Origin of the sequence: Brevibacillus brevis, assembly GCF_900637055.1 — a bacterium.
Classification (GTDB): domain Bacteria; phylum Bacillota; class Bacilli; order Brevibacillales; family Brevibacillaceae; genus Brevibacillus; species Brevibacillus brevis.
Window position 1 is genome coordinate 2969685 of record NZ_LR134338.1, and the last position, 18135, is coordinate 2987819.

Consider the following 18135-nt stretch of genomic DNA (forward strand, 5'->3'; position numbering starts at 1 on the left):
GCACCCTCCTTTTTCGTTACTCCGATGAAAGTACCTGGATGTCACAACATATGCGAAAAATAGGCCATGGGTGAACGCACATCCTAGATCAAGCGAGTGAATCGGCTGGAAAACTGGCATTTTTGTCCATGATATGCCACTATTAATGAATGACGAATATTTGGGTTCCAAGCAAGAGAGGGGGATCGGCACATCGACGTACGTAACCAGTCCGTCGTGCAGCCAACTACGATGAATTCGACTACACCCATCCAACGTAAAATGGACCAGGCAATTGAGCTTTTGGAGCGCCGTTTCCTGGAAAGAAGTGAATTGATTCGCCTTTTAATGCTCGGCATCATGAGCGGGGAAAACGCTTTGTTAATCGGTCCGCCGGGAACAGCCAAGTCTCAGCTAGCACGATCTGTCTCTCAGCTTTTTGGATCGGAACATTGGTTCGAGTATTTGCTTACCCGTTTTACGACGCCCGATGAGATATTCGGTCCGGTCTCTCTCCAGCAATTGAAGCTGGATCAATACGTACGAAAAACAACAGGCTATTTGCCCAACGCGCAGTTTGCGTTTTTGGACGAAATTTTCAAAGCGAACAGCGCGATTCTGAATGCGCTGCTTTCTATATTGAACGAACGAATTTATTTCAATGGCAGAGAAAAAGAGGAGGTTCCGTTGCAGTTCTTAATCGCTGCATCGAATGAACTTCCCGATGACGATGATCAATTGACTGCTCTCTATGACCGCTTCCTGTTCCGCTATGAGGTTTACTATTTGAAGCATGCTGCAAGCTATGAGCGCATGTTTTCTTTGCCAACGACGCCTCTTCCTGTTGTGTTCTCGCTGTATGACGTGAAGGATATTCAAGCGGCAGCGAAGCAAGTGGTCATTCCAGAAATCATCATTTATTTCTTGTACCGTCTAAAACAAGACCTGGAAGCAAAAGAGTATGTACTCTCCGACCGCCGCTGGAGCAAAATCGCGCATGTATGGCGTACTTCTGCTGCCTTGCATGGACGTGAACAGGTGACCATCTGGGACACGGTTTTCACTCCGCATATGCTGTGGAATCTTCCTGAGGACTTGACGGTCATGCAGGAAGCGTTTGAACAACAATTTACGGAAGTGCTGAAGAATGATATGGAGAGTGAATTACCACTCCAGCGCTTCGGACAAATTGCGGATAAATGGAAGGAAAAAGAATCGGAGCTGCATGCGTTCCAGTTTAAAAAGGAAGTGGGCGCAAAGCTGGGCAAGGAAGCGATGGAGCGCAATATCCGGTTGTTGGAGGAGAGTCGCGAAGAGGTAGAAGAGACGGCGCGAGACTTGCGCAATCGTCTCATTCAATGGGAGAAGCGGGAGCACGATCTGCATACCTATGTCCTGGAAAAAAACCGCTTGATTCCCCATGTAGAAAAATACGCAGTCAAGTATTCGTACCTGCGAATTGAAGGCGAACGGATTTTGCAGCAGCTACAGCGCACGTATCGGACGATTTTTGACAAGGAAATCCCCGGGGCGGATTATGATTTTACGTTGTAGGGGGTAGTTCGCATGATCATTCGCGCTAGCGGTGTTGATCGCTATGTATTTGAAACGTATCTCGCCTCTTCGCGCACCGCTCAGGAATGGGTTCATGAGGCGCGGGTACGAGCAGCATGGTTTGATTTGGAGCTCTTGGCCGATTTTTTCCTCGTCTTTTATTTGGAAAAACCGGAGATCGATCTGACGCAAGAATCCACTCCTTTTCATCATTGGATGATTCGTACGCTCATGAAGCAGTATTTTACACGCATGATTCATCCTCGTACAGTCGGGCAGGAAAGTGCGTCGTTCAAAACCGCGATCAAGGCCTTGCTGTGGCTGACAGAGACGTTTTCTGAGGAAGTGAAGCAGCGGGAGAAGGATCAACGGCTTTCTCCGCTTTTAACTGGCTTGAAAGACCAGCAAGGCCAGGAAGGAAGCCAACAAGCACAGCTTTCCGAGCTGCTGACAGAAAAACAAAAGGCCAAGCTCGAGTTAGTCGGTTATACGCTTCAGCAGGGGAAGCGGGTCGTGGAAGACAAGCAAGAGGCCATGGACACCAAACCGTTAATACGGGCAGAGGTACTGTCCTTGCAAAATCGCATTACTGAGCTGCAAGAAGAAATGAAAGTTCAGTTCACGAAACGGACCAAACTGCTGCAAAAGGTGAAAAAATTGGAGGGTGAGCTCTCTCAGCGCGAAAAGCAGCTGGATCGACTGCAAAAGCAAGAGAAGGAAGCGATCGCCGCTTTTGAAAAAGAGCTGGGACAATGGCTGGAGCAATCGTTAAAGGTGACCCTATCCACTGAAGAACTCGATACGCTTTTTGTTGAAGAAGTATTTACGGCCAGTCAGCGTTTTGCGAACCGAAGCTGGGGTCATGAGCTTGGTAAGCTGCGCAGGCAAAGCTTTGAGCAGTATTTAAAATGGATTGAGAAATTGAAGCGACATCCTGACCTGGTCGCTTTTCTGAACGAGGTAGGCAGGCAAGTCCATCGCTTCCGTGTGAAGCGCAAAGAAATTCGCTCCAGACATTTTCCAGAGGAATACTATGATTTGCGGCAATCAGGCGATATTGCACGCATGCTGCCAGGTGAAGCCGTGCTTCTCGCTGATCCGGACTTCGAGAACTACTTCATGCTCAAATGGCTGGAGCAAAAGCTCATGACCTACGATACATCCGGATGGGTAGAAGAACCACCAAAAGGTCCGGTGATCTGCATGCTCGACACATCCCATTCGATGCGCGGAAGTAAGCTGCGGCTTGCGCAAATTTTCATTATGACGTTTGCCGCCCTCTCGATGCTGGAAAAGCGTGATTTTATCCTCCTCTTGTTCGGGGCAAAAGGCGAGATCAGAGAACAACCGCTCTACTACAAAAAGCCAGATTGGCCTGCCTTTTACGGCTTGGCGCAAATGGCGTTTGGTGGAGGGACTCACTTCGATGCCCCAATGAAACGAGCCATCGCGCTGGTTGAAAAAGAACAAGCGTGGCGCGGTGCAGATTTTGTCATGGTAACGGATGGAATTGGGGGCATATCTCCTTATGTCCAAGAAAAACTCATCTCTTTGGGCCAGTATAAACAAGTTCGCTTGCACAGCTTGATTGTGGGTTCTGCGAGGCAGCATCTCGTACAAGCGTATGATTTGCTGGGCGTTTCTCACCGCGTCAAATTTGCGACGAGCTGGGAAGCGGATGGGGAGGAGAACACAGGGCTGCTCTTGGATGTATTTCAAACAGCCAAATAAGTGATTCGACGTCAATTCCAAATCTCGTCTCCTCTCGTGGGACGGGATTTTTTTAGGAAGCTTAAGAAAAAATTTAACTCTTACCCACTTTTTTCTTTAATAGTTTCGTCTACGCTGAGCGTAGCTAACAAAAGGAAAATGGTAAAAGGAGGACACCATGAAGGAACTGATCAAGCTGGCCAAGCTTATCCGGGGAGCCAATGTCTTGTTTTCAAATATTGCACAAAAAGAACTAGCGACAAATGAACTTAATTGGCAACAAGTATTGATTCTCGAATTTCTGGGAAACGGACCAAAAACAATGGGGGATATTAGCAAGGCTGTTGATTTGTCAAACAGCACAACTTCCGGCTTAATTAGTAGGCTGGAGGAGGAAAATTTGGTACGAAGATTCCGAGACCGAACGGATCGTCGAATCGTGTGGGTTTCACTGACGGAGCGATTATGCAGTGCCTAAAGGAATCGGCTGAAAAAAAGTGGATAGACCGCTTCCTCTCAGCCGATAATCATGACCCCAATTAACCAACTCTTGCTGCCATCGTACGTCCGAATTCAAGCTCGTCGAATTTGCTCTGAACGAGTTGACGATCGTATTCCCACACGGCATCCTCCAGTTCATACTCCACCGGAACATCCCGAATAATCGTAGCCAGCTTTCTGCTCAAGTACACCTGATCGCGATTCGTTTCCAGCTTGCTGCGCATTTTGGGCGTACAGCTTGCCAGATTTACATATAGGTTGTCCAGATCACCATGCTCGGTAATCAGTTTTGTCGCTGTTTTCTCGCCGATACCTGGGCAGCCTGGAATACAGTCAGATGCATCTCCCATTAAAGCTTTGACGTCAACGACCTGTTCAGGTGAAATTCCACGCAACGCCAAGAGGCTCGCTGGATCATAATGCTCGTGTTTACCACCGTTTTTCAGGATTTTAACACTAACTCGCTCAGATACGAGCTGCAAGCTATCGTAATCACCCGTCGCAATGATGACCTCGTGTCCTTCTTCGGAAAGACGTGTGGAGAGCGTACCCAATACATCATCGCCTTCATAGCCTGGGCAACCCAAGTTCGGAACCGAGAACGCATCCGTTACTTCTTTTACCAAATCGAATTGTGGAATGAGCTCATCCGGTGCCGCTTGACGATTTGATTTATAGCCGTCATACCATTGACTGCGCACCAAAGACTCGCGCGAAGCGACATCCCAGCCCACCACGAGATGAGTAGGACGTGTCAACTCTGCGTAATCGAGCATCATTTTTGTAAATCCATAAACCGCATTTGTGTACACACCTGTTGAAGTCTGGCGATAGGCTCCACCCCAAGCAGAACCATAAAAGGCGCGAAATAAAAAGCTCATGCCATCGATGAGCAGTACTTTTCCTGAATCACTCACAAAACTTTGCCCCTCTCACTACCAAACTATACGCACCATTATAGCATAAAGGAGCGGGACAACCTTGTCAGATTTTACAACTGAAATATCGAAAGAAAACGTGCATGTACTTTTGTTGCGGTGGGATGATAGTACCACAAGAGGTCAACAACCACCTCTTGAAAATCAACTTCCGGTCTCAAGGCGAGAAGCAAACGCTGACGGTGCAAACCCGTCCCGGGAGAAAAAACGCGTCGGGAGGAATCAATCATGGCTAACAACCAAGGTGGCACCAACAACCTGCTAGTTCCTCAAGCGAACCAAGCTTTGGATCAACTGAAGTATGAGATTGCATCTGAATTCGGTGTAAATCTCGGCCCAGACACTACTTCTCGTCAAAACGGTTCTGTTGGTGGCGAAATTACCAAGCGTCTGGTGAGCTTTGCTGAGCAACAAATGGCAGGCCGTCAAGTTTAACGTACTGACAAGTAAATAGCTGGATGAAGAGAGGTCCCTTTTTAGGGGCCTTTTCTATGTTTACCATGAAAAGCCCTTTTCTTTCCTGTGTGGTGCAAACACACAAGCACAATCGCGGACTAGTCATATGGTGTAACGAACAGTTAACTATCCTCGTTTGTCCAGTGGAAAGGAGCGACGTCCGGCTATGAAGAAAAAAGAAATCAAGCAACTTTTAAAAAAGCATCCCGAATTTGAAGCGTGGGTTCTCGAAGATTCCATGCGGATTAGAGCGGTTCGTAGCAACCCGGGAATGGCTGAAGAGCTGTTTAAAAGATGGAACGACCGAAAAAAAGGGGTGCTTGATTTTGAAGGCATCTCGCAAAAAACAAAACGTGCAAGCGAAATGCTGACAGGCGTGCAATCCATCATGGAAATGATGTCGGATTATTCGAAGAAACAGTAAGATTACATTTGGAATGATTGGAGAAGGCTAGCTCATTAGCCTTCTTTTTCTTTTTCCTTTCAGGGTGTGTTTTGTTATACTAGAAAATGGGAGGGAGCATGTCTATGTTCAAATCAATGGTTAGTCTCATGTTGGTCACAGCATTGACGCTCGTCTCTGGGACAAGCATATTCAGCCAGACAGTAGAAGGGGTTTACGCCCAAACAACGAAACAACAACCAGCAATCAGCGTAACACCAGCCAAAACATATCCTGGGGACGTTATTTTTGTACGCAGTAAAGAGCCACAAACCGTTACGGTATTCTCGCAGAACTATCGTTTGCAAAAGACTCAAGATGAGTATGCCCGGTTCATCCCGATTCCTTTTAACACGAAAGCAGGGACCTATAAAGTTACATCTGCTGACAAAAAACTTTCCGTAACTGTGACAATCGCACCGAAAAAATTTGAAGTAGACAAGCTCACGGTAAGTAAACAGCTCAACAAAATGCGACAGGATACGAAACGAATCAATGCCGATCAAAAAAAGATCAATGCAGCCCGATCAAACTCGAGAGCGATTCCGTATTTCTTGGAGCCGTTTAAACAGCCAGCAGTCGGAAAATTAACGACTCCATTCGGCTATCAACGCGTAGTAAATGGTGTGCCAGCCAACCGGCACTCTGCGATTGACATCGCGAACAAAACAGGAACGCCAATTTGGGCGAGCAACCATGGGAAAGTGGTTCTGGCCGACTCGTTATACTTAACAGGCAATACCATCATCATCGATCACGGGTTAAATATTTTTTCGATATATGCTCACTTGTCCAAGCTAGATGTCAAGACAGGGCAAGAAGTGAAACAGGGACAGGTGATTGGACAAATGGGTAGCACCGGTTTTTCTACAGGTCCTCACCTTCATTACGGCATGTTAGTGGGAAATACGTATGTGAATCCGCAGCCGTTTTTTGATGCATCACCTTTCCTCTGGAAGTAATTGGAGGTGTCTTCATGAGAGTCACAAACGTGCCAAGCAAAGTGCTCAACAACATGGTTCATTTCTTGGCGCCGTATGAACAGGCAGTTGAAGAGCTAAAGTTAAAACTAAAAGGAATTAAATACGGCTTTCTAAAAAGCGGCCGCTATTCTCCTATTGAATTTGTTGTCGGACGAGTGAAAAAAGTCGACAGTTTAGTAAAGAAGGCGAATGAAAAAGGAATCGATTTTTTGGGAGATCATTGGCAAAGTGACGTCGCCAAGGAAGTCCAGGATATCGCGGGTCTTCGAGTTGTATGCCGCTATGTAGACGACGTGCGCGAGGTGCAGCAGTTGTTGCAGGAGCGGGAGGATATCGTCATTCACGATGTCAAGGACTACATCGCAGCTCCAAAGGATTCCGGCTACAGAAGTATTCACATGATTGTTTCGTATACGGTATACCACGGCAGCGAAAAGAAAACACTCTTTTGTGAGATCCAAATCCGTACATTGGGCATGAACTTCTGGGCGACGAATGAACACGAACTGCGATACAAGTATGCGGGCAACATTCCGACAGACGTGTTGGAGCAGCTTCATGAAGCGTCCGTGATCACGCATCAGCTCGACGTGCTGATGAACAATTTGCGTCAAGAAATTCTCACACCAGCAGAAGTTGATACGACACTGGAAGAAAAATTGGAAGAAATATTTTCCTTGTACGTCAAGCAGGATTTGGATTCGGCCGCAGCCTTGTACAGGGAACATGTCAGTGGTTTCGAAGAGGCTTTTGCGGACAATCCAAAGTTTAAAATGATTCACGATTTGTTGGGGATCCGGTTGAAATAACGTCTCCTGAAAAAAACGCGACAAAGTAGGAAAGGATATAGACTAACATGCGCTTTTTACTAACGAACCTACTCGTTGTGGTGATGGTTTTGTTCAACCTTGGCATGCCTTTCGCTTTTGCCGAGGAGTCATCAAGCCTGGAGCCTACTACTCTCACTGGACAATCAGCCATTCTGATTGATGCTACAACGGGACAAGTCTTGTTTGAAAAGAACCCTCATGAGAAGCTGTACCCTGCTAGTATTACAAAAATCGCAACAGGTATTTACGCGATAGAAAAAGGGAATCTGGATGACACTGTCACCGTCTCAAAAAAAGCACGCCGTGAAGAAGGAACACGTGTCTATTTGGAAGAGGGAGAACAGATTTCCCTACGCAATTTGTTGTACGGACTGCTCATGAATTCTGGCAACGACGCTGGTACAGCGATTGCGGAGCATATGAGCCAGACGACAGAGCGTTTTGCAGTGGATTTGAACGCCTATTTGAAAGAAAAAGTAGGTGTCACCGAAACGAATTTTAGCAATCCACACGGACTGCATGATCCAAATCATTACACGACTGTCACTGACATGGCCAAAATTTCGCAGTACGCGATGAAAAACCCCGTTTTCAGGGAGATTGTCGGTACGAAGCGGCTGCCTTGGCATGGACAAACGTGGGAAACAGTGTTAGTGAATCACAACAAGCTCCTGCGCGATTACGAAGGGGCGACAGGCATGAAAAACGGTTTCACTGATCAGGCAATGCATACGCTGGTAGGCTCCGCCAAGCGTGGAGAAATGGAGCTCATCGCTGTCACGATGAAGGCCTCTACTAGTGCAAATGCATACAAAGATGTGAAAAAGCTACTGGACTTTGGCTTTCAAGGATTTGAGACAAAACCAATCGCCAAAAAAGGAGATGCTTTTTCAGAAGTAGCTGTTCCTGGCAATAACTCCGTTGTGACTTTTACAGCCAAGGCGGACTTGTATGCGACGGTTCCCAAAGGTGTGGAGCCTTTGGTAAAGTTAAAAGCAGATGGGAACCTGTCTGTTCAGGCTGGCAACCTAACCGTCTCTTATCCGTTGCTTCGTCATGATCCGCCTGCTCCAGCTCCTGCTTCTGTATTTGGGGATTCAGAAAGTGGCAACACACATCCTCTGGCCCGTTATAGCGTCTTAATCGTCTGGTTAGGAATGAACCTTTTCTTAATCGTGTATACGTTTTCCCGTGCACAGAGGAATAAACGAATTCGTGAGCGAAACCTTCAACGGCGGTTCTACTAATACAAAAATGAGAGTCAAAACAGGACGTGGCAATATGCGCGTCCTGTTTTTTTTGTGAAAGCGCATGGGAAAACCAGTGTTCCAAGCAGGTCATCTCTTGTTGAGTTATGATGGATAGATGCCGTGTCCAATCGTGAAAAACGAGCGTACATTAGAGTAATCACTTATCTCTGGTGAGGGGGATTGAGATGGACAACCGAATCTATGATCGCCCTGCCGTGTCCGTCATCATCCCAATGAGTGACAACGCCAGGAATATGAAGAAACTGCTCTCTATTGCCAAAAGAATAGATCGAGACACGGAAGTAATTGTCGTACGCAACGGAGTAAGCTCCAAAGAAGCTATCCTGTCCAATGAATGGGGAGCCCTCGTTATTTCAACCGGTTTGGAAGTAGACAGCCATGAGGCCAGAGCGATTGGCTCTGCTCACGCGAGGGGAGACGTTGTCCTTTTTATCGACGAACGCGTCGCCATGCCTCTTTTATATTTGAAGAAATATGTCACGCTGGTCAAAAAGGGATCGGATGTCATTATCACGACATGCTCCAACCGCTCGGTATCAAGAAGAGGAGGAGGTTCACCAAGAAGTGCCTATTGCTTGCTGAACCATCTTCTTGGTCAAAAAAGCATGGGCTCCGCTTCCTTTGAAAACATACCCTTTGCCTTGAGTCGATATGCTCTGGAGGCAATTGGTTCCAAGACTTTAATCAATCCGGCAGTTGCTTTGGTTCATGCGTCAGTCTTGGGGCTCAAAATGACGACAATCGCTCCGTTTGCCCCGGAAAAACAAGCAACTGGCACTCGTGATATCGTGCGAAAAGACATCCGTACGATTTATCGTGAGCATGCAAAGGCAATCCAATTACTAACGGGTGGAACGAAGCTGCGACGCGCAGAGCAGGATGGACAACGACACCGCGACTTGGTGCATTCATCGAACGTTTTGCATTTGCGCTCGGTCATTCATCTAGAATCGCGCGTTAAGGAGGGTGGTGGATGGGGTGGCAAACGCAAAGCGAAATATGCGAGATCCCACAAAAAAAAGCAAAGAAGAGAACATTAATGGCAAAGAAAAATGCCAGAACTTAAATCGATTAAGTGTCATCCTCTCCGTTCACCACCACGAGCGGACGATCAAAAAAGTACTCAAACAAATTGAGAAGCTCCGGCCCATGGAAATCGTACTCGTTGTGGATGGCTGCCCGGATCAATCGGTGAAAAAGATACTCACATATTCCTCCTGCCCACTCACAGCGTTTGTTTACCCGTTTCCTTTAGGGAATGATGTATGGAGAGCAATTGGTGCCAAGGAGGCCGCAGGAGATGTGTGGCTGTTTCTCGATGCGGATCACGTCGTAGCTGCAAATGATATGCAGTCCTTTGTCAGAACGTGTTACCGGGGAGCAGACATCGCTTTGAGAAAGCGCATGACATCACTTCGACGACCATCAATGGAACCGGATACCATTTTGCTAGCGAAGACATTTCTCAATACCTTGGTTTCACGACATGAACTAGGGACTTCCTCGATGTACGATTTGCCTTTTGCTATGACGCGACAAGCTGCCTCTATCATTGGCGTTCAACATTTGGTCGTACCTGCAGTTGCGCACGCCATTGCTCTACACAATCAATTGCGAGTCGTGCCATCTCATTACATTGCATCAGCAAAGCTTACGAGAAAAAGAGCGACACAGAGAAAGAATAAACCGAGCGTTAACCAGACGATCCTGGGAGATCACCTGGAAGCGATGGACTATGTGATGTCCCTCAAATGAATGAAACCGTTGTTGAGGCGATGCCGTCTGTGGGTATCGCTTATTCGTTATTTTCAAAAGTCTCACGCAAATGAGCAATCATAAGCCGCTGGAATCATTTGATCTCTTGACTTTGCATTGTTCGGTTTTTGTAGTACGATAGGCAAGTAGGTCATTTTTTTCTGATAAAGGAGCAAACAGATTATGAGTATTCATATTGGAGCACAGCAAGGTCAAATTGCTGAAACCATCCTGCTGCCGGGCGATCCGCTACGGGCCAAATACATTGCTGAAACTTTCCTCGAAGGAGCAGAGTGCTACAACAACGTGCGTGGCATGCTCGGCTTCACAGGTACATACAAAGGTAAGCGCGTTTCTGTACAAGGAACGGGCATGGGAGTTCCTTCTATCTCGATCTACGTCAATGAACTTATGCAATCTTATGGCGTTCAAAACCTGATCCGCGTAGGCACTTGCGGCGCGATCCAGGAAGACATCAAAGTACGTGACGTGATTATTGGTATGGCTGCATCATCCGATTCCCAAACGAATCGTCTCCTGCTCAATCAGGTTGATTTTGCTCCTACTGCTAACTTTGATTTGCTGCACAAAGCGTATCAAGCAGCGACAGAGCGCAATCTGTCTGTCAAAGTGGGCAATATCTTTACGAGCGACAGCTTCTATCGCGAGAACTTGGATTTGTACAAAAAATTGGCTTCCTATCAAGTGCTTGCTGTTGAAATGGAATCCTCCGCACTGTACACATTGGCTGCAAAATACAAACGCAACGCATTGTCTATCCTCACCGTAAGCGATCACATCCTGACCGGTGAAGAAACTTCCGCTGACGAACGCCAAACGACCTTCAATGAAATGATTGAAGTGGCGCTGGACGCAGCTCTGATCAAGTAAATTAGCATGCAGACGACATCCCACTGGCAAACTATCGTCAGTGGGATTTTATGTAGAGAATGGAAAAAGGGGATGAAATCATGATTCATAACTGCCCTGCCTTTTTTGAAACGGCATTTGACGAAGGGTATACGATAGAGCAAGAGGGCTATTTCTATCGGTTGTTCCGCCAAGATGTGGGCAAGCTTCAGGTGAAAACAGGAAAAATCGTGGCGAATGATCCGTTTGTCATGTTTGAGACGGAACCGTTTACAGAGATTTTCCCTAAGGGTAGCTTCCCCGTACAGCTCGCAATCGCGCAAGTTCAATCCCTGTCAAAGGAAAACCAAACAGATGACTCTCTGGAGCCAGACGAACGGGTAGCATTGGCACGGATTGCCTTCTCGGATAAACCTGTCGTGTCTTGGGAAATGGCTGTTTGGCCGGAGTCAGATGTGTCACAGCTTGGCGAAGGTGAATTTTTTGGCTACGGTGTGGATGCGGGTACAGGCTCGTTCATGGATACAGAAGCTTGCGCGCTTTTGGAACGAGAAATGGAGAAGGACGAGATGTTCTTTGAGACGTTGACGAAGAAAATGGACCAAACGTATAAGCACACGCGTAGTTGGGGTCTAATAGATTTAGCGGAAGGCTGTAATGCTGCCATGTTTTCAACAGGATGGGGAGACGGCAGCTACGCGAGCTATATCGGTTATGATGCCGAGGGACAAATCGCACGTTTGGTAACAGATTTTTACTTGTTGGATTGGATGGGAACGGCTGAAGAATAGAGGTTGGGGTAAAAGGGGAAGGAAGAGAGAAGAAAAGCTTATAGACGCCAAAGTAGAGTGCCTCCGTGGCACTCTTTTTCTATTGGTTATTTTTTCTTATTTCGTTCGAGATATTGCGCCAAGTTGTTCAAGGTATTTTCGTACGATCTTTTTTTCGGTGTAGTGGTGATCGCTTTGGATTTTGGGATTACTTTGGTCATTTGGGGACCTCCGGGCGTTTTTAGTTATAGTGATCTTAATTATACTATAAATGAATTTACAATAAATGTAAATGCTGTTTTTTATTTAAAATGAATTTTTTTATTCTAATGAAATTTAAGCAGTTTATGTAGATAGTTGATAAATGTTTGAGTGATGGTTCAGACAGCAGTTTGGTTGCTGCTGTTAATGTCTTACTGTGAAGCTGACAAACATACTGGAAAAGCTCCTTATTACTAATAAGGTTTTTATGAGAGCGTGTTTCGGCACATGCATGTATGTCATATGGGACCAACAGATGGGAAAATGCTATTTATTTGGCATCATCTTTCAATTAGATCCATATACGAACGGGTTTGTGACACATGGCTTATAAAACAGGTGAGTACCCCTCTTAGAAATTATGCATTTCATTTTGAGTCCGATAATATATATTATGTAAACTGATAAAAAGAGCAGAAATCGGCTAGGTGCAAATATAATGGGATTTTGTCTTGTCTAGTGACACAAACATGTATACCAAAGTGACACAAACATGTATACTAACACTTCTTTGCAGTTACTGTGACACAAACAAGTACACTAAATTAAGATTTTTAGTATACTTGTTTGTGTCACAGTTTTTTATAACACGAGCAACTGCATAATGAAGTTATCTATAATTACGGCACCAGAATATACCTTTACAACGCTAATTCAATCCATACAGTACTATAATAAAAACGTTAGCGTGAGTTTTTGTGTTTTTTCATTTCAGTTCATAAAACTTCCATTTCATGAACTGAAATGTAGTTAGGTATTTTTGGCTTTTTCATAGTAATTAAATTCTGTTAAACCTTTCACGCTCTTTCTGAGTGAAGTAAGACTTATAAACAATTGAAATCCTTCTCTTTTTTTCTGCTTCAATAAACTCATCGATGAGAATTTCATAAAGAAACGTTCCCCTTTCGATCTTTTGAGGTATCGGATAAAAACCAAGCCAAGGAAAATGGTATCTTCTATGCCAACGGTTTTCATTCGCGTATTTTGAGCAGGTCTCTCCCCTAATACTTAAGAAGTACGTGTTAAAAACAAAAACGATTTTACCATCCCGATTGAGTCTTGCCTTGCAGAACTCTTTTGCAACATTCAGTGTATTATTCTCCAACAAACAGTGGTCCTCGTACCAGACTGAGTAAAAATTGAGGTCATCATATTTAATCGTGTATTCCCCCATATTTTCAATCTGGATAGGCTCAAGAATTGTTGCTAATGTATAATGCATGATATCACTCCTGATTACATACCTTCTATTCATCCTTTCCAAACAGAGTATGTATTAGTATATTGATATCATTTTTATTGGTGCTCTAACGCAAATTAAACGAAAAATCGTAATTGATTTCGGTACAAACCATATCCCCAAAATGGAAAAAGGCAGCGGAGTTTAGGCTGCCTTAGATATAGGTAAAGACTTAATCAAAGGTTACATAATTTCGTTCTAAGTTTACTGTTTTGTAAAAGCTATGCTCAAATCAAAAAACATAATTTATGGCTTGATTATTTATGTTGCTTCTAAATTTAATTCCATGAATCCCAACCTGATATCTTCTTCACTTTACTGATTGTCTATCTTTTATGAAGAAAGAGGTTACGAAAGCCAGCAAGCTTCCCATTAGCCCATACAAAAATAACTGGTACATACCACTCATAAAATCCTCTGATTTGCTCAAAAAAGCCCCCATAATGGTTACACCAATTGCTGTGCCTATGTTGCGAGAAAACATCATAAATGATGTGGAAATCCCTTTTTCATGTGCTTGAACAAGCTGTTGAGCTCCAATCACACCTGTTGTAGACAACATTCCAAAAGCTAGACCTTGAATAATCATCACGATAAATACGTACCAAAATCCGCTCTCTTCATGTAATAAAGCCAGCAAGACCCCAGAAAAGGCTAATAGTGCATTTCCAATAATAAACAACGGTCGATAGCCATATTTCAAAATCCACGTTCCTGTCGGAACAGAGGCGGTTATCCAACCGATCGCTGTTCCAAGCAGGACGATCCCACTTGTAAAGATGGTGAGATGAGCCATATTTTGCAGGAATAACGGAATATAGCTTGCTGCCCCAAACAAAGCAGCCCAGCCAAGAAAACCGTTTATATTCATCCATCGAAGAGTCTTGTCCCGAAATATGGAAAAGGGAATCAGTGACGATGATTGCCTCTTTTCGAAAAAATAAAAGCAGATGACAAACAATGCACCAGCAAGTCCATAAACGAATGGATTCCGATCAACAACAGTTACCAAAAGCAACAAGGTAACGCCGGTGGTAAACAAGAGCGTACCTATATAATCGATCTGTGCTTTCTTGGGAGTATACTCCTCCCGATAAGGTAGCAATGCTACCAAAGCAAGAAGCGCGATAGGTATATTCACAAAGAAAATCCATCTCCATGTCGAATGCTCAACAAAGAATGCACCCAGCAATGGAGCGATGACTGCTGACAAGCCCCACATGGATGTACCTATCGCTTGAATTTTTCCGCGTTTTTCAACTGAAAAGAGGTCACCTGCAATAATGGCCGGGAACGGCATCATGAAGCCGGCACCGATTCCTTGAATCCCACGGAAAATGACAAGCTGTATCATGGTTTGTGACAGACCGCATAATAAAGAACCAATTAAAAATACGATCATGCCAGAAGCAAAAACCTGTTTTCTACCATACAGGTCAGATAATCGACCTGCTACTGGAGCAAGTACGGTGGTCGCGATCATATACGTAGCAAACGGCCATGCAAAAAGATCAAAGCCACCAAGGCTTTTCGCGATAAGTGGCATTGTCGTATTCATTATTGTTGTATCCAACGAAGCCATTAACAACGCCAACATCATACTAACCAATACTGCGATTTTACTTTTCAAGACTGCTCACTCCCCTATAGGACTTATCAGCTCTCCAAGTATCGGTATAATGTTGTTTTGCTGATTCCTGTTTCTTCTTTGATTTGGGCGAGACTATATTTTTGGCTTTGATACATACTAATTGCACGGGTTACATTCTCATCGGGCTTGCGAGGACGGCCAGCTTTTATCCCCTTTTGCTTAGCTTCATATAAACCTTTTTTCGTATTTTCACTAATGGCATCGCTTTGAAAACGAAGCAAAAAATTCACGCAATCCTGAAAGGAATAACCTGTAGAATTTCGTGTGTCAATCCCTTCTTCAACAGATAAAAGAAAGGCTTGTTTATCACTTATCTGATTTAACAACTCGGCAAGATGGCGGGTAGAATCAGCAAATGAAAATAATTTGGCAACAACAATCGTATCACCTTGCTGAAGTGTACCCATCATTTTTTTAAGTACGACTCTTTTTTTGGGAGAAGAATGCTCCTCGATGAATAACTGATCACAGTTTAAATCAGACAGTAGCTGAATTTGGTTTTTACACTCTTTATCCTCTTCGTTTGGTCTTATGTAACCAATTAACATTACCTTCACTTCCTGACTGTCCACTTATTATTTTGAAGCATATCGCAAAATCAGTACCAAAAAGGTTCCTTTTTGGTTCGTTCGATGATAAAATGAATCTGCTCAACGAAAAAGGCTTTGATAAAAGTCTAAGATAAAAAGATAAGGAGTGAGAGTAACCGTGCTAGAACAAATGAAACGAGAATGGTTTTCCAATGTTAGGGGGGATGTACTTGCAGGGATTGTTGTCGCTTTAGCCCTTATTCCGGAAGCAATTGCCTTTTCAATAATTGCTGGTGTTGATCCCATGGTCGGCCTGTATGCATCTTTTTGTATTGCTGTCATTATCGCATTTGTTGGCGGTCGTCCAGGTATGATTTCTGCTGCAACGGGTGCAATGGCTCTTCTTATGGTACCACTCGTTAAGGAACATGGTTTACAATATTTATTGGCTGCCACTATACTCACAGGAGTCATTCAACTTATTTTTGGAGTTTGCAAGATTGCAAAACTGATGAAATTTATCCCCAGAGCTGTCATGATTGGATTTGTTAACGCCTTGGCTATCCTGATATTCATGGCGCAGGTTCCTCATTTTGTAGGGATATCGACTTTGACTTATGTTTTTGTTGCCATTACTTTAATCATTGTATATGTTGTACCTAGATTTTTCAAAGCGATACCAGCCCCTTTAATTGCAATTATTGTGTTAACTGCCGCCTTCATTTGGGGACAATACGATTTAAGGACGGTTGGCGATCTAGGTAAAATCACGCAAACATTGCCTTCCTTTTTTATACCAGACGTTCCATTTAATTTAGAAACGTTACAAATCATTTTTCCCTATTCCATTGCTTTAGCCATTGTCGGACTATTAGAATCGTTGCTAACATCCTCCATTGTTGATGATATGACAGGGACCGATAGCAATAAAAATCGAGAATCCAGAGGTCAAGGGATCGCAAATATTATTACCGGCTTCTTTGGTGGAATGGCTGGATGTGCCATGATTGGCCAGTCTGTGATCAATGTCAAATCAGGCGGACGAGGCAGATTATCCACTTTGATTGCAGGACTATTCTTATTATTTCTCATAATGGTCTTGGGTGGATTGGTTGTGCAGATACCAATGCCTGTGCTGGTTGGGATTATGATTATGGTTTCCATTGGCACATTTGATTGGTCATCGTTCTCCTATTTGCGTAAAGCTCCAAAGTCTGATTCCATTGTCATGTTGACTACTGTAATTATTGTGGTGGCAACGCATGACCTTTCTAAAGGAGTTATTGCTGGTGTCATTCTTAGCGCGATCTTTTTTGTTGCCAAGATCTCAAAGCTGGAGGTTAAAAAACGCCAGGCGAACGAAGAGATTATCTTTGATGTAACAGGTCAATTGTTTTTTGCTTCTGTGGAGGGTTTTGTCAACCAGTTCGACTTTACTATTGCTGAAAAAGAAATCGTTATTGATTTCTCTCAAGCACATATTTGGGACGATTCAGCGGTTGGTGCGGTAGATAAAGTGGTCATCAAGTATCGTGACAATAATAATCATGTAAGGATCACAGGACTAAATGCTTCCAGTAAGAAATTAATAGATAAGTTAGCCATCTATCACGATAAAAATGCCCAACTAAAAACACATTAATAAAAGGGAGAGATGATGATGTATCAGCGTATTTTACTGGCTGCTGACGGTTCAAAGAACTCCATTCGTGCGGCCCAGGAAGCTGCGAAAATTGCTTCTTTGGCTCCTGATTCATGTGTAGAAATCCTATTTGTTGCAGACATGGACAAGGTAAAGAATGAGGTGCTCCATTCACAAGGTCATGAAGAAATCGAGCTAAAACGACAACAAAAGTTGATTCCCATCGCAGAGCAGCTGTCGGCTAAGAATGTTAATCATAAAACAAAGATTATTATCGGAGATCCTGGCCCGGCTATTGTAGAATATGCAAATAATGAAAAAGTGGATTTGGTCGTTATAGGAAGCCGAGGGCTAAATGCATTCCAAGAATTTGTTTTGGGTAGTGTCAGTCATAAGGTAGTTAAGAGAGTACAGTGCCCAGTTATGGTTGTAAAATAAATAATCCACAGTAAAAGCAGTACCCTTGTACTTAGTAAGGGTGCTGCTTTTGTTTTTACTATGCTTGATTGATAGGATCATAAATGATGCATCGTTGAAATTATTTTGATGCGATTACTTTTCCAGACGAATTTCTGCTCGCTCAGTTCGTAGTCGCCAAATTGAAGCCATTGTCTTCTTTATAGCAACTCAACACCTTATCTACCGCAGATTCCTTTTGTTGAATAATAATACTAGCGTTAGAAATAAGTGATGTAATCGGATGCAAGTAAACGTTTTTCAATGTTCAACTATTTATTATTGCAAGGCAGTAT

18 protein-coding genes are annotated in these 18135 nt (G+C 44.0%); 14 read left to right on the forward strand and 4 right to left on the reverse strand.

Going from position 1 to position 18135, the window contains the following annotated elements:
- Positions 1 to 231 precede the first annotated feature (231 nt).
- The 3 genes from EL268_RS14450 to EL268_RS14460 all read left to right on the forward strand — a co-directional run bounded on the left by EL268_RS14450 (position 232) and on the right by EL268_RS14460 (position 3721).
- Positions 232 to 1533, forward strand: a complete 1302-nt coding sequence (locus EL268_RS14450) for an AAA family ATPase (protein ID WP_106655487.1) — start codon at positions 232 to 234, stop codon at positions 1531 to 1533.
- 12 nt (positions 1534 to 1545) lie between these two features.
- Positions 1546 to 3264 (forward strand): hypothetical protein, encoded by a 1719-nt coding sequence (locus tag EL268_RS14455; RefSeq protein WP_106655389.1) that lies wholly within the window; start codon positions 1546 to 1548, stop codon positions 3262 to 3264.
- A 157-nt stretch (positions 3265 to 3421) separates the two neighbouring features.
- The gene (locus EL268_RS14460; RefSeq protein WP_106655388.1) at positions 3422 to 3721 is read left to right on the forward strand and encodes a MarR family transcriptional regulator; all 300 of its coding nucleotides are present in this window, start codon (positions 3422 to 3424) and stop codon (positions 3719 to 3721) included.
- Positions 3722 to 3782: 61 nt separating this feature from the next.
- Here EL268_RS14460 and EL268_RS14465 read toward each other — a convergent pair whose 3' ends face one another.
- Positions 3783 to 4661: a 5'-3' exonuclease gene (locus EL268_RS14465; RefSeq protein ID WP_106655387.1), complete on the reverse strand. Its 879-nt coding sequence runs from the start codon at positions 4659 to 4661 to the stop codon at positions 3783 to 3785.
- Between the two features lie 249 nt (positions 4662 to 4910).
- On the opposite strand from EL268_RS14465, the gene EL268_RS14470 reads away from it, so the two are divergent.
- The 9 genes from EL268_RS14470 (at position 4911) to EL268_RS14510 (ending at position 12080) form a co-directional block, all read left to right on the forward strand.
- Positions 4911 to 5117, forward strand: coding sequence for an alpha/beta-type small acid-soluble spore protein (locus EL268_RS14470; protein ID WP_106655386.1), 207 nt, complete (start codon positions 4911 to 4913; stop codon positions 5115 to 5117).
- Between the two features lie 187 nt (positions 5118 to 5304).
- Entirely contained in the window at positions 5305 to 5562 is a 258-nt protein-coding gene (locus EL268_RS14475; protein ID WP_047067209.1) for a hypothetical protein, read from the forward strand.
- Between the two features lie 104 nt (positions 5563 to 5666).
- Positions 5667 to 6542, forward strand: coding sequence for a M23 family metallopeptidase (locus tag EL268_RS14480; RefSeq protein ID WP_106655385.1), 876 nt, complete (start codon positions 5667 to 5669; stop codon positions 6540 to 6542).
- A 14-nt stretch (positions 6543 to 6556) separates the two neighbouring features.
- A complete protein-coding gene (locus tag EL268_RS14485) occupies positions 6557 to 7372 on the forward strand; it encodes a GTP pyrophosphokinase (protein ID WP_106655384.1) in 816 nt (271 codons plus the stop codon).
- A 47-nt stretch (positions 7373 to 7419) separates the two neighbouring features.
- Entirely contained in the window at positions 7420 to 8640 is a 1221-nt protein-coding gene (locus EL268_RS14490) for a D-alanyl-D-alanine carboxypeptidase family protein (protein ID WP_106655383.1), read from the forward strand.
- 188 nt (positions 8641 to 8828) lie between these two features.
- Complete coding sequence (locus EL268_RS14495) at positions 8829 to 9704, forward strand: glycosyltransferase (RefSeq protein ID WP_106655382.1); 876 nt, start codon at positions 8829 to 8831, stop codon at positions 9702 to 9704.
- Positions 9664 to 10419: a glycosyltransferase family 2 protein gene (locus EL268_RS14500; protein ID WP_106655381.1), complete on the forward strand. Its 756-nt coding sequence runs from the start codon at positions 9664 to 9666 to the stop codon at positions 10417 to 10419. Before EL268_RS14495 ends, EL268_RS14500 begins: the two co-directional genes overlap by 41 nt.
- A gap of 183 nt (positions 10420 to 10602) precedes the next feature.
- Positions 10603 to 11310, forward strand: a complete 708-nt coding sequence (gene deoD, locus EL268_RS14505) for a purine-nucleoside phosphorylase (protein ID WP_106655380.1) — start codon at positions 10603 to 10605, stop codon at positions 11308 to 11310.
- An 80-nt stretch (positions 11311 to 11390) separates the two neighbouring features.
- Positions 11391 to 12080: a DUF4241 domain-containing protein gene (locus EL268_RS14510; protein WP_106655379.1), complete on the forward strand. Its 690-nt coding sequence runs from the start codon at positions 11391 to 11393 to the stop codon at positions 12078 to 12080.
- A 1018-nt stretch (positions 12081 to 13098) separates the two neighbouring features.
- On the opposite strand, the gene EL268_RS14515 is transcribed toward EL268_RS14510, so the two are convergent.
- From EL268_RS14515 to EL268_RS14525, 3 genes are all read right to left on the reverse strand, one after another.
- Complete coding sequence (locus EL268_RS14515; protein ID WP_106655378.1) at positions 13099 to 13542, reverse strand: hypothetical protein; 444 nt, start codon at positions 13540 to 13542, stop codon at positions 13099 to 13101.
- Positions 13543 to 13870: 328 nt separating this feature from the next.
- Complete coding sequence (locus EL268_RS14520) at positions 13871 to 15190, reverse strand: MFS transporter (RefSeq protein WP_106655377.1); 1320 nt, start codon at positions 15188 to 15190, stop codon at positions 13871 to 13873.
- A gap of 26 nt (positions 15191 to 15216) precedes the next feature.
- Positions 15217 to 15759 carry a recombinase family protein gene (locus EL268_RS14525; RefSeq protein ID WP_106655376.1) on the reverse strand — a complete coding sequence of 181 codons (543 nt, stop codon included), beginning with the start codon at positions 15757 to 15759 and terminating at the stop codon, positions 15217 to 15219.
- A 172-nt stretch (positions 15760 to 15931) separates the two neighbouring features.
- Between EL268_RS14525 and EL268_RS14530 the strand changes: the two genes are divergently transcribed.
- Together EL268_RS14530 and EL268_RS14535 are read left to right on the forward strand one after the other, a co-directional pair.
- Positions 15932 to 17383 carry a SulP family inorganic anion transporter gene (locus EL268_RS14530; protein ID WP_373863416.1) on the forward strand — a complete coding sequence of 484 codons (1452 nt, stop codon included), beginning with the start codon at positions 15932 to 15934 and terminating at the stop codon, positions 17381 to 17383.
- A gap of 18 nt (positions 17384 to 17401) precedes the next feature.
- Entirely contained in the window at positions 17402 to 17821 is a 420-nt protein-coding gene (locus tag EL268_RS14535) for a universal stress protein (protein ID WP_106655374.1), read from the forward strand.
- Positions 17822 to 18135 lie beyond the last annotated feature (314 nt).

Bases quoted from the DNA above. Each gene is read 5' to 3' on its own strand.
- EL268_RS14475 (WP_047067209.1), top strand. From the start codon at position 5,305: ATGAAGAAAAAAGAAATCAAGCAACTTTTAAAAAAGCATCCCGAATTT.
- EL268_RS14530 (WP_373863416.1), top strand. From the start codon at position 15,932: ATGAAACGAGAATGGTTTTCCAATGTTAGGGGGGATGTACTTGCAGGG.
- EL268_RS14480 (WP_106655385.1), top strand. From the start codon at position 5,667: ATGTTCAAATCAATGGTTAGTCTCATGTTGGTCACAGCATTGACGCTC.
- EL268_RS14535 (WP_106655374.1), top strand. From the start codon at position 17,402: ATGTATCAGCGTATTTTACTGGCTGCTGACGGTTCAAAGAACTCCATT.
- deoD (WP_106655380.1), top strand. From the start codon at position 10,603: ATGAGTATTCATATTGGAGCACAGCAAGGTCAAATTGCTGAAACCATC.
- EL268_RS14510 (WP_106655379.1), top strand. From the start codon at position 11,391: ATGATTCATAACTGCCCTGCCTTTTTTGAAACGGCATTTGACGAAGGG.
- EL268_RS14450 (WP_106655487.1), top strand. From the start codon at position 232: ATGAATTCGACTACACCCATCCAACGTAAAATGGACCAGGCAATTGAG.
- EL268_RS14485 (WP_106655384.1), top strand. From the start codon at position 6,557: ATGAGAGTCACAAACGTGCCAAGCAAAGTGCTCAACAACATGGTTCAT.
- EL268_RS14455 (WP_106655389.1), top strand. From the start codon at position 1,546: ATGATCATTCGCGCTAGCGGTGTTGATCGCTATGTATTTGAAACGTAT.
- EL268_RS14470 (WP_106655386.1), top strand. From the start codon at position 4,911: ATGGCTAACAACCAAGGTGGCACCAACAACCTGCTAGTTCCTCAAGCG.
- EL268_RS14525 (WP_106655376.1), bottom strand. From the start codon at position 15,759: ATGTTAATTGGTTACATAAGACCAAACGAAGAGGATAAAGAGTGTAAA.
- EL268_RS14495 (WP_106655382.1), top strand. From the start codon at position 8,829: ATGGACAACCGAATCTATGATCGCCCTGCCGTGTCCGTCATCATCCCA.
- EL268_RS14460 (WP_106655388.1), top strand. From the start codon at position 3,422: ATGAAGGAACTGATCAAGCTGGCCAAGCTTATCCGGGGAGCCAATGTC.
- EL268_RS14515 (WP_106655378.1), bottom strand. From the start codon at position 13,542: ATGCATTATACATTAGCAACAATTCTTGAGCCTATCCAGATTGAAAAT.
- EL268_RS14490 (WP_106655383.1), top strand. From the start codon at position 7,420: ATGCGCTTTTTACTAACGAACCTACTCGTTGTGGTGATGGTTTTGTTC.
- EL268_RS14500 (WP_106655381.1), top strand. From the start codon at position 9,664: ATGCGAGATCCCACAAAAAAAAGCAAAGAAGAGAACATTAATGGCAAA.